The sequence below is a fragment of the Sphingobacterium spiritivorum genome, from assembly GCF_016724845.1.
GTDB classification, from domain to species: domain Bacteria; phylum Bacteroidota; class Bacteroidia; order Sphingobacteriales; family Sphingobacteriaceae; genus Sphingobacterium; species Sphingobacterium spiritivorum_A.
Genome location: NZ_CP068082.1, coordinates 1033598 through 1048142, shown reverse-complemented (window position 1 = coordinate 1048142; position 14545 = coordinate 1033598). Strand labels below are relative to the sequence as shown.

Here is a 14545-nt window from a genome sequence, read left to right as displayed (position 1 = left end):
TTGTTTTATGTATGTTTAACGCTTGGGATCATAGTGGTAAACGATCTCAAACCGTTGATTCTTTAAATTATCAGCCAGTTGGCCGATCGCCAGATTTTGTTTTTGAGGCGTAGGCTCACATATAGAGTAATACTTGCCATTGTACAGGATAGCTTCGCCAATGGGTTTGTCAAATTGTACAGCCATTGTAATGTGAGTAGGATACAATAGCGTAATCATGGGCAGGTCATATATTTCTTTGACCAGATAGAAGAATAATGCGGCTCTGTCATCACAGTCACTGTATTTATTTAGCAGTGTTTGTTCAGGAGATAACCTCTTTTCCTTACCAAAGTTCTCTTCATCATTTTCATATAAAAATGCATATCGGGTAAACTGCATAAGATAGTCTACTCCTTTTTTTTGATTCATTCCTTTGAGATTCTCTTTGAGTACAGGAATCAGTGATTCATAAGTTTCCTTGCTCAACGGAATGTTAAAATACGTTTCGAAATCCACCCCAGGATAGTTGGCGAAGATATCACTGACATCTGTATTGAGCTTAACTTTGAAGTGGTATGCTTTGCTTTTATATTTAAATGCCAACTGTTTTTCTACATAACGTTCCGGTCTGAAATCCGGCACACGTGTCACTTTATAGCTGAAATCTTTTTTACCTTCCGGTACAGTAATCTCTACAGGCTTATAAGCTCCGTTACCGTTGAACATCTTGCCGTAGTCATGATAGTTGAGACACATATATTTCTTTTTGTCTATCGTGAAAAACGGAATGTCTGAAATATCCTCATCATTACGGATATAAAAAATAATCTGATCCTTATAAATCGCCAGTCGGGCATCATAACCGGATTTAGTCATTAAAAACCATTTATATAGCGTATATCTGGCATAGTTATCCGATTTGGCACTCAGACTCTGCGCGGTCTTACGTACTAGCTGATAATAAAGCCAGTCATTGAGATCATATTGTTCTTTGTATTTTAATAAAGCATCTATCAACGGTTGATAATTTCCTGCGGACAAACTGTCGTAGAAGGTCTTAATCGTTGTATTGGATAAACTGTCTGAAAAATGAATGTTAATCGTTGGATCAGCATTGTAACTAAAGGTGCTTTCATAGAAATCAAAACTTCTGTTCTGTGCAAAGGCGGATTGAACACTAAAAGAAATACATAGTGCCATGCTGAACAAAAATCTGATATGTCCGAAAATGCTCCTCATCTTATTAACACTTTGGTAACAATGTGTTAATATAAATTTAATACTAAATTTTAGAATAAAGATGATTTTTATGTCATAATTACAAAATCAGGGATAAATACGCTTTTTGATAATAATGCGCTTTTATCGGATTGACAAACAGTGTATTAGAAAGGAGCTAATTAGTGAGTTTGTCTTTTATGTTTTCGATCTGTATAAGATGTCTTTGCGTGTGAAAGCCTATAAAACTGAGCCACTCATAGCGTGTTAAATAATCCACCTGCGGGAATGCCATATCCGTACATATTAAAGTGAGGTCCGTAGACTCTATGTTTTTCAATAAGTTTGATTTATTGATCTCCATTTGCTCTAAAAGTTCGTCTTTAGTATAGCTGTTTTTACGGGGAAGAAGAGAAGGGTCTGCTTTAAATTTGAGTTCCATATTCAGAAACATCTCTTTTAATACAGATACATACTGATCAAATGGTCGTTCCGATACCTGAGTATGTTCATCCGGGATACCGCTGCTACATATAATGATATGGTCTGCCGTCTGTCCTATAGTCCAGCTGTCTTCAAAAGGAGTGGTGTTTATCTGATTCGCATCTGTTGTCAGCAGCGAGTGGTTGAATTGTTCAAAAATATGAACGATATTTTTGGTAACCTGATCATTTAAGTTCATAATACTTGATTTAGTGCAGGCTAAAGTTCGGGAATAGTCTTAAGATATGACTTGCCATAAGACAATAAATAAAGCAGGAAATTTTTCCTGAAAAAGAAAAAGCCTGCGCATTTCACGCAGGCCCTATAGTAAAAAATCTAAAAAGTAGTCGTCTTGTATTTATGGAAAGGTGGATACCACTTTGCTGACTTTCCAGCTATCTGTGCTGCGGTTTAGGGTGATATAATCTACTCTTGTGAAAGTATCAAATTTCATAATAACCTTCGCTACACAATGGTTGCCGCTTTCATCCAGAATCTGATAAGATGTCTTGCAGTTGTATTTTAGTCCTTTCGTAGATTTCAGGAATTCACTGTATTGTTTTTTATTGTATGTAATATCCGGAGAGGATGCACTGTAATACTGAAAGTCTTTGGCTAATAGTTCTTCGTTCAGTGTTGCCTGTCCCAGAGCAGAGGCTTCCAGAAATGTCCTGACAATCGCCATTGAATTCATGTTTTTTAACGGGTCCGGATTTTCGTTTGCAAAAGAGCTGAATGATGTAATCAGGAATAATGCTGTTGCGATGGTTTTGATAATTGTTTTCATATGATTAATATTTTTAGTTGTCATTGTTAATTGTTTGATTCAAAGGTAGGTGTCATTACTGCTTTGTAAAACAGACATTAGATCAATGTGGTAAATAACTCGGTGAAGTTGGTGGTTTTGTCGGCGAAAAAAGGTAGAGGATTCAGAGAAATTATTCCCCTTCAGAAGCGGACTTGTGGACAAAAGGTTACAAGGCCTGAAAATCATAAATAATCGTGTGTTTTAGGATTAATTTTTGCTGTGAACCAGTGTGTTAACCAACATTAAAATTTATGGAAATTAAAACCTCAACAAAATTTGTAGCCGAATTAATCGGTACATTCGGCTTAGTGCTATTTGGATGTGGGGCTGCAGCAGTAGCAGGCGCCAGCACCATAGCGGGATTGTCAGGACTGGGACTTTTGGGTATTGCATTTGCATTTGGTCTTTCAGTAGTCGTATTTGCATATGCAATCGGGGGAATCAGCGGCTGTCATATTAATCCGGCTGTCACAATAGGTGTATTAGTGGCGGGTAAGATTTCTGCGAAAGATGCCGTAGTCTATATCATTGCTCAGCTGATAGGAGCATTATTAGGCGCATTTGTCCTGCAGCAGATCTTAAGCGGACAGTTAGCCGGATTCTCTGCCGGAGAATGGGCTTATGGTTCTAACGGATGGGGGAAAGGCTATCAGAATGAGTATGGAACAACAGCGGCTTTTCTAACAGAAGCTGTATTGACCTTTTTATTCTTATTCGTTATTCTGGCCACAACCTCTAAAGTTGGAAACAGTACGATGGCCGGACTGGCAATAGGTCTTACTCTGGTCTTAATTCATTTGGTGGCTATTCCGATCACCGGTACATCAGTGAATCCTGCGAGAAGTTTCGGGCCTGCTATTTTAGCCGGTGGAGCAGCCTTACAGCAACTCTGGTTATTTATTCTGGCACCTGCTACAGGTGCAATAGTTGCAGCTGTGGTATGGAGAGCATTATATAGCGAACCTAAATAAGATATTATTTGATTTAGGAGTAGCCCTGTCGCATAAGACAGGGCTATTTTTTTTGGAATCTTTTGTAGCTTTCTTTTGGTTATCACGTTATCTGTTAAGATATTCACTAAATTATGAAAACAGTAAAATTTGCTTTTTTAGCCCTAATCGGTTTGACATTAATGGCTTGTAAAAAAGATTCAAACAATAGTTCTGAAAATAATGGGATTACAGGCCGCTGGAAATTAGTTGAAGTGTATGCCGATCCGGGGGACGGATCCGGAAAATACAGAGCGGTAGACAGTAAAAAAAAGCTTACTTTTAAAGCTGATGGTACTGTAGAAGTGCGGAATGGTGATCTTTGCACGGTCTCTATAGATTCAGATAATAATGCAACCTCCACTTATAAGATATTGAATAGCCCGGAGACCTCAGGAAACAAAAAACGACTTGTGATCTTTTCATGTGCTGTTATGGAAAATGCACCTGGTGAATCTTCATTTGAAATAAAAGGAGATGTACTCACTATTTCTTATTTGTGCTTTGAAGGCTGCGGAGAACGCTATAAACGTATAGAATAAGACGTAGATGTTTTGAGAATTGGCCAAACCTGAATTGTTGAACACAAAATTCGGATTACTTTTTTAGTATTGCGGTAAACTTGCAAAATGCGTATCTTCGTGCAATGGATAATTTTATTGTTTCTGCTCGGAAATATCGCCCGGTCACCTTTGATTCGGTAGTCGGTCAGCAACACATCACAGGTACCTTAAAGAATGCTATTCACAACAATCAGTTGGCTCAGGCATTTTTGTTTTGTGGTCCCCGGGGTGTAGGAAAGACGACTTGTGCACGTATTTTGGCAAAGACAATAAACTGTGAGCATATTACCAGTGAAGTAGAAGCCTGTGGTGTATGTGATAGCTGTAAATCTTTCCAGAACGGAAATTCTTTCAGTATCCATGAGTTGGATGCCGCATCCAACAATTCAGTAGATGATATCCGTAATCTGATTGATCAGGTTCGTATCCCGCCTCAGTCCGGAAAATATAAAATCTACATTATTGATGAGGTGCACATGTTATCTCAACAGGCATTCAATGCTTTTCTGAAAACATTGGAAGAACCACCTTCTTATGCAATTTTTATCCTTGCAACTACTGAGAAGCATAAGATTCTTCCGACTATCTTGTCCCGGTGTCAGATTTTTGATTTCAACAGGATTCGTGTAGAAGATATGGCGCAGCATCTGGCAGGGATTGCCGAGAAAGAAGCTGTGACGTATGATCTGGATGGTCTTCATATTATTGCCCAAAAGGCTGATGGGGGACTTAGAGATGCACTTTCTATGTTTGATCAGATCGTAAGTTTTTCGAATAAGCAGATTTCTTACCAATCTGTAATCGATAATCTGAATATATTAGACTACGATTATTATTTCAAGCTGACTGATGCTATCCTGCAGGAAGAAGCTGCGGAGTCTTTGCTTATTTTTGATCAGGTACTCAACAGAGGATTTGACGGTAATCACTTTATCGGCGGACTATCCTCGCATCTGCGTAATCTGCTGGTCACAAAGGAACCGGCTACATTAAAACTACTGGATGTAAGTGATACTATTAAGAAACGGTATCTTGAGCAGTCGCAGAAAGTTTCATCTGGACTATTGTTATCTGCATTGAATATCTCCAATCAGTGTGAGATAAATTATAAAACCAGTAAGAATCAACGTCTGCAGGTCGAACTGGCTCTGCTCAAAATGTGCCATATAGCGACTGCTATTCAAATGAGCCAAAACGGTGTGCTTTCAGGATCTGCTGAAGTAAAAAAAAAACGACTTGATTCAACGGTAACTGCTCCGGTTTCAGAACCGGTAAGCACAACTGTTACTGCTGTCACTCCAGTATCTGCACCTGCTCCTGCAGAAGTGAAAGCTGCTGCGGCACCTTCCAAACCGGTAGAAAGCCACCCTCCAAAACTTGCGGATTCCGGAAAAAAAGGATGGGGAGCTGTTAAAGTCGGAGTGTCGATCCCTAATCTGAATACTATTTTTGAAGAAAAACAAGTAGAAGAAAATGAAGGCCCTTCTTTGGTTAAAGGTGAAGCATACAGGGAAGTTACCTTAAATGAGTTTCTACAAAAATGGAATGAATTTGCAGAACGTTTAAAGGCAGAAAATAAAATCAACCTGTATACGCTAATGACATCGGCACCTCCAAAGCTTCAATCCGGTAATCTGATCGAAGTAGAAGTGGAGAATGCAATCCAGATGGATGTGCTGACTTCAGCTAAAATCGATATGCTTAATTTTTTACGGGTGGAGCTGCAGAATTTTTCACTCGATGTAAAAGGAGTTATGATTGAGCATCAGGTGTCCCGTAAACCTTACACTTCACAGGAAAAATACCAGGCTATGGTTGCCAAAAACCCGAATCTGGAAACACTGCGTCAAACGTTTAATCTCGGATTGAGTTAGGCTGCAGAATCTACATACATTATTTAAAACAGAAATATTACTTCATCATATGCAAAATTTTCAAAGACACGACAGAAATGAAAAACGGGAATCCAATCAAATGGTTTTCGGTATTCGTGCAGTTATAGAAGCCATTGATAGCGGCAAAGAGATCGAGTCTTTGTTTGTGCAGCGGGGTTTAGGTGGAAGTTTATTTTTAGAATTGAAAGCTCTGATCAAGGAACATGAGATTGGTTTCCAACAGGTGCCGATTGAAAAACTGAATCGTATCACCCGTAAAAATCATCAGGGTGTAATCGCTGTTATTTCACCGATCACTTACCAAAAAATAGAAGACCTTATCCCCGAAATATATGAAAAGGGAGAGACTCCGCTTATATTGATGTTGGATGGAGTAACGGATGTACGCAATCTGGGTGCTATTGCGCGGACTGCAGAGTGTTCAGGAGTACATGCGATCATCGTGCCCAAAAAAGGATCTGCAGAGATCAATCCGGATGCTATCAAGACTTCAGCAGGTGCTTTATACAAAATTCCGGTCTGTCGTCATGATAACCTTGGGAAAGTTGGTAAGTTTTTGATTGACTCCGGTATACAATTGGTTGTCAGTACTGAAAAAACAGAAGAAAGTATCTATAGTGTGGATTATACTGCTCCGACATGTATTATTATGGGAGCCGAAGACGTAGGTGTCTCTGACGATCTGATACGTATTTCAGATCATTTGGCGAAGATTCCGATGTTTGGTGAGATAGGATCATTAAATGTGTCTGTATCTGCAGGTGTAGTTCTGTATGAAGCTATTCGTCAGCGTCAGATAACGAAATAAATAAAAACGGGGTCTTTGCTATAGAGACCCCGTTTTTATTTACAGATTAAAAAAATCAAAAAAGTATTTTGGATTTTTCAAGTTGATCAGCTGTTCTCTGTTTTGATCAAAGAAATCAAAATCTCCCTTCTCAATATCTGTGATAGTAAAGGAATGTGAAACTTCCTGTTTACCTCTTGTTACAATCCCCAATCCGTAATCCATATCTAATGTGAATACATTCAGATCAGGTCGCGTCACGGTCAGATCGGCTACTGTCTTCCATACATCTCCGTTCCATTGTCCCTGCCAGCCCGGCAAATCCCAGTTTTTGACCTTATCTGTCACTTCACTAAAGTGCTCACGGATAGCATATCCTGCAGCAGCATTGAGCGGATTACAATCGTGCATGATGATGACGCCACCTTCATTCAGATAGTTAAGGCTATTCTCCACGTCCTTTTTTGCCTGCTGATAGGTATGCAGACCGTCTACCAGAACGACATCTACACCATGTTTTAATACGTTCTGAGCTTTAGTTTCAAAGAACTGATCACTCGGCATTTCATATGTTTCAAATTTATAAATACCCAATAAACGTTTGGCTTTCATTGATCTTCGAAATAGAAACTCAGGATCAACACCAATTTTACGGTTACAGTTTACCTTTGATATAACGGCTCCGGTCTGTACGCCAATTTCTAAATATGTCTTTGCATTATGTTTTTGAATGATCTTGTTGATTACATCAAGTCTATACATGGTTGTGGTTCTAATTCGAATTCAATTTATAAAATAAACTTGAAAAAGTACCTGCTTAGTATATTTTTTCTGCTGATTGGTAAAATATTTTTCCGGGAGAGCTGAGGGCAAATAAAAAAGGCTGAGTAACATACTCAGCCTTAGAAAATGGAATAACTATTCTAGTTAATATTTGCTTTTGGATTCTTTGCGTTTTCCGGAAAAATCACGGAAGCCACCGCCATTTCCTCCATCACGACGATCACGTCTTTCACCACCGCTTCTGCGCTCGCCACCACGATATCCGCCTTCACGTCTTCCACCGCGGTCTCCACCACGACTTCTTCCGCCGCCACGGCTTTCGCTTCTGCCTTCGCCTGAAACTTCGATGCGTACATTACGTCCGTTGAAATCTACATTCTGGAATCCGGAGAATACTTTCTCTACTTCTTCGTCCTGTACTTCAAAGAAAGTGAACACACCTTTAAGATCTATTTTACCGATAGATTTACCGGAGATCTTAGCGTTGTTACAGATAAATCCTAACATGTCTCCACGCGTGAATTCGTCTACTGAACCTAAGTTCATGAAAAGGCGTGTATATCCTTTAGAACCACCGCGTGAGCGATCTTCACGTCTGTCTCCGCGTTCACCGCGTTCGTTGTCACGTGCTTCTATGTTTAGATCCGGAGCATTTTTATAATAATCCAGGAATCTGTTGAATTCTAATGATGCAAATCTTTTGATGATGTCTTCTTTTGATAGTGCCTCCAGGTTTTCCATAATAGTCGGAAGGAAAGGAGTGATCTGATCATCATTGACTTCTACATTTTCAATTTTGCTTACGATGGAGAACAATTGTTTTTCACAAACTTCTGCACCTTGAGGTACCTGCTTTCTTTCGAAAGGTTTACCAATGATTTTCTCAATGTGACGAATTTTGCTTAATTCTTTCACATTTACCAATGAAAGGGAGATACCAGTTTTACCTGCACGGGCTGTACGGCCTGAACGGTGTGTATAATTCTCCACTTCATCCGGTAAGGAGAAGTTGATTACGTGTGTTACGTCATTTACGTCAATACCACGTGCAGCTACGTCTGTTGCGATCAACAATTGTAAACTACGGTCACGGTAACGTTTCATGACTTTATCACGTTGTTGTTGTGAAAGGTCACCATGCAACGAATCTGCATTATAACCATCTTTGATCAAGGCTTCAGCAATTTCTTGCGTTTCGATCTTAGTACGGCAGAATACAATACCGAAGATTTCAGGGTTGGAATCAACGATACGTTTGAATGCAGCATACTTATCTTTTGCTCTTATCAGGTAATAGTGGTGCTCAATATTGGCATTACCAGTATTTTTGGTGCCAACAGTCAATTCCACAGGATCTGTCATATAATTCTGAGCTATACGACGTACCTCTCTAGGCATTGTTGCAGAAAACAACCAGGTTTTTTTCTCTTCCGGAGTTTCTGACAATATATTGTTGATGTCTTCCTGAAAGCCCATGTTAAGCATTTCATCCGCTTCATCTAATACAACATATTTTACATTGGAGAAATCAATGGCATTACGGCCAATGATATCAAGCATACGACCAGGAGTCGCTACTACGATTTGTACACCACGACGGATCTGACGTAGTTGGTCAGAGATATTTGCACCTCCGTATACCGCTACTACATGTACATCATCGATGTATTTCGCAAATTTTTCTAAATCTTTCGCAATTTGCAAACAAAGTTCACGAGTTGGACATAATACCAACGCTTGAGGATGTTTTTGAGAAAAGTCTAATTGTTCTAATAATGGAAGACCAAATGCCGCGGTCTTTCCTGTGCCAGTTTGGGCTAATCCGACAAAATCGTCGTTACCAGTCAGTAAAACAGGAATGGCTTTTTCCTGAATAGGAGAAGGTTTTTCGAAACCTAACTCAGAGATGGCATTAACAACTTCATGACGGATTCCCAGTTCTAAAAATGGGTTCATGAAATAATTTATACAATAGGCTCAATTGCCTAAGGCGGTGCAAAGATAGAAATAATAATTGATAAAAACAATTACTATTAAATGTTAATTATTTTAAAATGAAGTACTTAAAAACCAAATAGGCCCTGTGCTGCTGCACAGGGCCTATAATGTGTCTTATATGGACTTAAATCGTCTATTAATATAATGTAAATTCTACACGACGGTTTTGCTGACGACCCTCTGCTGTAGCGTTGGTAGCGATAGGTTGGTTTGGACCATAACCTGTTGCTTCGATACGTGAAGGGTTAGCACCTTTGCTTGTTAAGTATGCTTTTACAGCTTCTGCACGCTCTTTAGATAATCTAAGGTTTGTTTGCATAGATCCTGTATTATCTGTGTGACCAGCTAATTTCAGACTGAAGTTTTTCTCGATTAATAAGGAAGCTACACGGTCAAGGCTTGGGTAAGAAGTAGGACGAATAGTAGATTTACCTAAATCAAATTCCAGATCTTTAATGGCTTCATCGACTACTTTCTTATCTGCTTCAGTAACCACGATTTTTTCTACCACTTTAGTTTCAGCAACCGGAAGAGGACATCCTGCTCCGTCTACTTTAGTTCCTGAAGGTGTATTAGGACATTTGTCGTATTTATTAGCTACGCCATCACCGTCATCATCTTTCAGATCAGCATTTAACTGGTCAACCTGGGATTTAAGTGCATTATTAGCAGCTACTAAGGCTTCACGTTCAGCTTTCAACTGATCGTATTTGGCTGTGTAGTCATTTACTAAGGTAGCTACAGGGTTACTGTTGCTCAATGCTGGTTTTGAAGAATTTCCTAATGCAAATTCAACACCTGCATGTGCGTAAGAGAACAGGTCATGTTTGATTGTTCCTACACGTGCACCATCGAAATCCTGGTTAGCCCAGTTTAGTTGGTAACCCAGATCCAGGTTAACACCTTTAGAAATAGCGAATTTAAACCCGAAATCTGCAGGAACAAATAGTTTTGTTTTGGAATCATGCGTAGTTTCAGTGTTTCCTGCTTTTGTAGTAGGTTCAAAATTCAACGCACCTATACCTAACGCAAAATAAGGTTTAATAATACTGTTTAAAAATCTGAAGTTAGTATTGGCAAGGGTGAATTCTCCTGATAATGCTGCTGACCAGGGAGTCTTGGTTTCATAAGAACGGGATCCGTCTTCCGTTTTTCCGGCAACTTTTCCACCTAAGTACTGTGCTTTTAATCCAAAAGAAGGTGAAATTTGTTTTTTGATATAAGCACTGTATCCAATGTTGTTTTCCAGTGAATTGTATCCTCTGCGATTTACGCCGAACACATTGCTCAGATTTAATACACCTGCATTAACACCAAAAGACCATGTACGGTATTCAGATGATGATCCGAATGGTGTGGTTCCTTCAACAGTAGCTGTGCTCTGTGCAAATGAAGTACTTGTTAATAATCCGGCAATAGTGAATACTGCTGCTGATTTTAAATTTAATTTCATAAAACGAGTATTAAAATTTTCTGCAAATGTAATAAAATAACTTTATTTTTTTTCTTACAACGTTGTAGTATTTTGTTTACATTTCAAATGTAAAAAAGAAAGGCTAGCGGATTTCCGCTAGCCTTAACTTTTTTAAAAGAGTAGTTTATCTACTAATATAATGTGAACTCTACACGACGGTTTTGCTGACGGCCTTCTGCTGTCGCATTAGAAGCGATTGGTTGGTTTGGACCGTAACCTGTTGCTTCGATACGTGAAGGGTTAGCACCTTTACCTGATAAGTATGCTTTCACAGCTTCTGCACGTTCTTTAGATAATCTAAGATTGGTTTTCATAGAACCTGTGTTATCTGTGTGACCAGCTAATTTCAGGCTGAAGTTTTTCTCGATTAATAAAGAAGCTACACGGTCAAGACTTGGGTATGAAGTAGAACGGATAGTCGATTTACCAAGATCGAATTCAAGATTTTTGATCGCTTCGTCTACCACTTTTCTATCTTCTTCTGTAACTACAATTTTCTCTACTACTTTAGTTTCAGCAACCGGAAGCGGACATCCTGATCCGTCTACTTTAGTTCCTGAAGGTGTATTAGGACATTTGTCATATTTGTTAGCTACACCATCACCATCATCATCTTTAAGATCTGAATTTAACTGATCTACCTGAGATTTAAGTGCATTGTTAGCTGCTACTAATGCTTCACGTTCTGCTTTCAGCTGGTCGTATTTAGCAGTATAGTCATTTACCAGTGTTGCTACAGGGTTACTGTTGCTTAATGCTGGTTTTGAAGGGCTGCCCAATGAGAACTCTAAACCTGCGTGAGCATAAGAGAACAGATCATTTTTATAAGTACCTGCTGTTCCGCCATCGAAATCCTGATTAGCCCAGTTTAATTGGTAACCTAAATCCAGGTTCACACCTTTAGCAATTGCGAATTTCAATCCGAAATCTGCAGGAACAAAAAGTTTAGTTTGTGAATCCTGAGTAGTTGCTGTTCCGCCTACAGTTGTAGTTGGTTCAAAATTCAATGCCCCTAAACCGATTGCAAAATAAGGTTTAATGATGCTGTTGAAAAATCTGAAGTTTGTGTTAGCTAACGTAAACTCTCCGGATAAAGCTGCTGACCAAGGAGTTTTTGTCTCAAATGACTGCGAACCATCTTTGTACGCACCACCTACTTTTCCTCCCATGTATTGTGCTTTCAAACCGAAAGAAGGGGAGATTTGTTTCTTGATGTAAGCGCTGTATCCTACGTTATGATCTAAATCATCATATCCTTTACGGTTGAAACCAAAGATGTTACCTTGGTTAAGGACACCAGCATTCACACCAATAGACCATGTGCGGTATTGAGACGTAGAACCAAACGGGGTAGTACCTTCAATAGTCTTTGTGTTGTGTTCCTGAGCGAATGATGCTGTAGTTAACAATCCTGCTGCAGCGAACATTGCTGCTTTTTTGTAATTAATTTTCATATAGTGCGTTTTAAATGAATTTGTAATAATGTTATTTGTTACGAGACAATGTGCAATTCATCGGCCAAACTATATTAGGATAATTCTTTTTTGTATTTTTAATCTGTTTATATTCAGTAGTTTATATATTGAAATGTAGAAGGATAACTACAAGCTTTCCCTATACATAAAATGTCCCGATTTCGGGACATTTTATGTATAGGGCTGTATATTTTTTTGTAATTCTGAACAGGTTGTTCAAAAATATAAAACTCAGATTCGGGCAAAAAGATTGGGGATTTTACTTTGGAATGCGAGCTCTTTGGCAATGTTTTCAGAAAAAATATACCGGAAAAAGTTCTTTCTTCCTTTGGTTACTAACAGCAGATCTACTGATTCGTCAATCAGAATCTGCTGGATTGCGTGAGCAATAGTTTCTTTATTTCTGTAAAAGTATGCCGGTGATTTTACGATATAAGAGATATCATCAATCTGTGTTTCCTGAATAATTCTGTCGATCCACAATCTCAATTTCTGATCTACAGTCTCTACATCTTCGTCGGTACGATTAATATGTATAAGCTGCAGATGAAACTTATTTCCAAACAGACTCACTGCTTGTTTTAACACTTCCAGCTCTCCGTCTTTGAAATTACAGAGAAGAGCAATATTATTGAGTTGTAATGCTTCACTATGTTTTGGTACGATCAACACCGGTGTTTCAGTGGTTTTGATTACATCATAAGTATTACTTCCGATGAATACAGAGTCTAATCCGGAGGAACCTTTTGTACCCATTACTATTGCGGCGTATTTTTCTCCTTTGGCTTCATCCAGTAACTGATCTGTCAGCACACCGTCACGAATAGCTGTCGTGAATACAATATCCGGATATCTGGCTTTTACAGGCAGCAGAAATGTATCAAGCTGTGCTAATGCTTCCTTGATAAGCGGTTCCATAAGATCCTTGTTCCATGTGGCATTCGCAAATCTGTTTGTGTGTTCTGTCATGATGTGTATCACATGTACATCACGTTTGGATATATCCGCTATCTGAGCTGCATAAGAAACTGCTGTCTGCGCATTTTCTGAAAAATCTACAGGGACTAAAAGTGGTTTATTCATAATGATACTTTTGAGAAATACGAGGGTTTGTTAATATCCAGAACGACTGCTTTAGACACGGATGGATAAAACAGGCGTTTGAAAAATGATTTTCTTGATTTGGTGATCAATACAATGTCCGGTGCGTGTTGTTCTACCAGTTTATGGATGACTTCCGGTACAGTATCGAGATCCTCTTTATCTTTTTGTTCTTTATCAATGTAATAATTAATGCTTTCTATAGGAAGTTGTTGAAAGATCCTGGATTTCCAGGCTTCAATCTTTTGTATAACGGCTGCTTCCTGCTCGTTTTCCTGATATACGTGGATAAGATCCAGTGCATTGATTTCGCCAAAGGTGTCAATAAATTCATTTAATGTATGAAGTTCTTCTTCTTTAAAATTGGTAAGTAAAGCAATTCTGCCTGTTTTGAATACATTGTAATATCCCGGAATGGCTAGCACTGGAATAGGGGATCTGGATGCTATTGAAGAGGTATTGCTTCCCCAAAGCTCACTTTTGCGGTCTGCCAGTCCTTTTGTGCCCATTACGATGGCTTCATAGCCTTCTTTTCTGGCTTCCAGTGGAAGATTTTCTTTTAGTAGTCCTCTTGAAGTGCGGTGTGTGTAATGTACGGAAGGGAACTCTTCCTGTAGTTTTTTCTCAAACTCCAGAATAGTCAGATCGGCTTTCAATATGGCACTGTTCTCAAATTCTTTACTCAATTCCTCGGAGGGAAAAGAGGAAGATGCTGTCGTATAGTAATGAATAAGGTGTATGGAATAATCCCGTTCAATAGCAAGTTTTGACGCATATTTTGCGGCAGCCATAGAATTGTTCGAGAAATCTGTCGGAACTAAAAGCGTTTTTTTCATTTCACAGTTTTTAATATTTCTTACGATAAGCTAATCCTTATCTGAGGTACTTTAGTCAGGAATATAGTTTCTGCTATATGGACTAATAACAGCTATCAGATCAAATCGTTTCAGAAAACTTAAGTAAGTATAACGAAGTTTTCTGTATCTCAA

The 14545-nt window shown here is 38.8% G+C and carries 13 protein-coding genes; 4 read left to right on the top strand and 9 right to left on the bottom strand.

Annotation, left to right across the window (positions count from 1 at the left end; genetic code table 11):
• Positions 1 to 15: 15 nt before the first annotated feature.
• The 3 genes from I6J03_RS04365 to I6J03_RS04355 all read right to left on the bottom strand — a co-directional run bounded on the left by I6J03_RS04365 (position 16) and on the right by I6J03_RS04355 (position 2470).
• The gene (locus I6J03_RS04365; protein WP_157600613.1) at positions 16 to 1221 is read right to left on the bottom strand and encodes a hypothetical protein; all 1206 of its coding nucleotides are present in this window, start codon (positions 1219 to 1221) and stop codon (positions 16 to 18) included.
• 157 nt (positions 1222 to 1378) lie between these two features.
• Positions 1379 to 1882 (bottom strand): DinB family protein, encoded by a 504-nt coding sequence (locus I6J03_RS04360; RefSeq protein ID WP_003012527.1) that lies wholly within the window; start codon positions 1880 to 1882, stop codon positions 1379 to 1381.
• 159 nt (positions 1883 to 2041) lie between these two features.
• A complete protein-coding gene (locus I6J03_RS04355) occupies positions 2042 to 2470 on the bottom strand; it encodes a hypothetical protein (protein WP_039990584.1) in 429 nt (142 codons plus the stop codon).
• A gap of 272 nt (positions 2471 to 2742) precedes the next feature.
• Between I6J03_RS04355 and I6J03_RS04350 the strand changes: the two genes are divergently transcribed.
• The 4 genes from I6J03_RS04350 to rlmB all read left to right on the top strand — a co-directional run bounded on the left by I6J03_RS04350 (position 2743) and on the right by rlmB (position 6746).
• Positions 2743 to 3462, top strand: coding sequence for an MIP family channel protein (locus I6J03_RS04350; RefSeq protein WP_003012529.1), 720 nt, complete (start codon positions 2743 to 2745; stop codon positions 3460 to 3462).
• A gap of 113 nt (positions 3463 to 3575) precedes the next feature.
• The gene (locus I6J03_RS04345) at positions 3576 to 4022 is read left to right on the top strand and encodes a hypothetical protein (protein WP_003012530.1); all 447 of its coding nucleotides are present in this window, start codon (positions 3576 to 3578) and stop codon (positions 4020 to 4022) included.
• 104 nt (positions 4023 to 4126) lie between these two features.
• Complete coding sequence (locus I6J03_RS04340; RefSeq protein ID WP_201694165.1) at positions 4127 to 5917, top strand: DNA polymerase III subunit gamma/tau; 1791 nt, start codon at positions 4127 to 4129, stop codon at positions 5915 to 5917.
• A gap of 49 nt (positions 5918 to 5966) precedes the next feature.
• Entirely contained in the window at positions 5967 to 6746 is a 780-nt protein-coding gene (gene rlmB / locus I6J03_RS04335) for a 23S rRNA (guanosine(2251)-2'-O)-methyltransferase RlmB (RefSeq protein WP_003012533.1), read from the top strand.
• A gap of 39 nt (positions 6747 to 6785) precedes the next feature.
• On the opposite strand, the gene I6J03_RS04330 is transcribed toward rlmB, so the two are convergent.
• The 6 genes from I6J03_RS04330 to I6J03_RS04305 form a co-directional block, all read right to left on the bottom strand.
• Complete coding sequence (locus I6J03_RS04330) at positions 6786 to 7487, bottom strand: class I SAM-dependent methyltransferase (protein WP_003012534.1); 702 nt, start codon at positions 7485 to 7487, stop codon at positions 6786 to 6788.
• 165 nt (positions 7488 to 7652) lie between these two features.
• Positions 7653 to 9464 (bottom strand): DEAD/DEAH box helicase, encoded by a 1812-nt coding sequence (locus tag I6J03_RS04325; RefSeq protein WP_003012536.1) that lies wholly within the window; start codon positions 9462 to 9464, stop codon positions 7653 to 7655.
• A gap of 178 nt (positions 9465 to 9642) precedes the next feature.
• On the bottom strand, positions 9643 to 10959 hold the full coding sequence (locus tag I6J03_RS04320; protein WP_003012537.1) for an OmpA family protein: 1317 nt from the start codon (positions 10957 to 10959) through the stop codon (positions 9643 to 9645).
• Between the two features lie 152 nt (positions 10960 to 11111).
• A complete protein-coding gene (locus I6J03_RS04315; protein ID WP_003012540.1) occupies positions 11112 to 12434 on the bottom strand; it encodes an OmpA family protein in 1323 nt (440 codons plus the stop codon).
• Positions 12435 to 12686: 252 nt separating this feature from the next.
• Positions 12687 to 13538 (bottom strand): universal stress protein, encoded by an 852-nt coding sequence (locus tag I6J03_RS04310; RefSeq protein WP_003012544.1) that lies wholly within the window; start codon positions 13536 to 13538, stop codon positions 12687 to 12689.
• Positions 13535 to 14392 (bottom strand): universal stress protein, encoded by an 858-nt coding sequence (locus I6J03_RS04305; protein WP_003012546.1) that lies wholly within the window; start codon positions 14390 to 14392, stop codon positions 13535 to 13537. The genes I6J03_RS04310 and I6J03_RS04305 overlap by 4 nt, the downstream gene beginning before the upstream one ends.
• Positions 14393 to 14545 lie beyond the last annotated feature (153 nt).

What these genes read in the sequence shown, in the direction of transcription:
- I6J03_RS04310 (WP_003012544.1), bottom strand. Translation starts at nt 13,538, where the DNA reads ATGAATAAACCACTTTTAGTCCCTGTAGATTTTTCAGAAAATGCGCAG.
- I6J03_RS04305 (WP_003012546.1), bottom strand. Translation starts at nt 14,392, where the DNA reads ATGAAAAAAACGCTTTTAGTTCCGACAGATTTCTCGAACAATTCTATG.
- I6J03_RS04325 (WP_003012536.1), bottom strand. Translation starts at nt 9,464, where the DNA reads ATGAACCCATTTTTAGAACTGGGAATCCGTCATGAAGTTGTTAATGCC.
- I6J03_RS04330 (WP_003012534.1), bottom strand. Translation starts at nt 7,487, where the DNA reads ATGTATAGACTTGATGTAATCAACAAGATCATTCAAAAACATAATGCA.
- rlmB (WP_003012533.1), top strand. Translation starts at nt 5,967, where the DNA reads ATGCAAAATTTTCAAAGACACGACAGAAATGAAAAACGGGAATCCAAT.
- I6J03_RS04360 (WP_003012527.1), bottom strand. Translation starts at nt 1,882, where the DNA reads ATGAACTTAAATGATCAGGTTACCAAAAATATCGTTCATATTTTTGAA.
- I6J03_RS04320 (WP_003012537.1), bottom strand. Translation starts at nt 10,959, where the DNA reads ATGAAATTAAATTTAAAATCAGCAGCAGTATTCACTATTGCCGGATTA.
- I6J03_RS04315 (WP_003012540.1), bottom strand. Translation starts at nt 12,434, where the DNA reads ATGAAAATTAATTACAAAAAAGCAGCAATGTTCGCTGCAGCAGGATTG.
- I6J03_RS04365 (WP_157600613.1), bottom strand. Translation starts at nt 1,221, where the DNA reads ATGAGGAGCATTTTCGGACATATCAGATTTTTGTTCAGCATGGCACTA.
- I6J03_RS04350 (WP_003012529.1), top strand. Translation starts at nt 2,743, where the DNA reads ATGGAAATTAAAACCTCAACAAAATTTGTAGCCGAATTAATCGGTACA.
- I6J03_RS04355 (WP_039990584.1), bottom strand. Translation starts at nt 2,470, where the DNA reads ATGAAAACAATTATCAAAACCATCGCAACAGCATTATTCCTGATTACA.
- I6J03_RS04340 (WP_201694165.1), top strand. Translation starts at nt 4,127, where the DNA reads ATGGATAATTTTATTGTTTCTGCTCGGAAATATCGCCCGGTCACCTTT.
- I6J03_RS04345 (WP_003012530.1), top strand. Translation starts at nt 3,576, where the DNA reads ATGAAAACAGTAAAATTTGCTTTTTTAGCCCTAATCGGTTTGACATTA.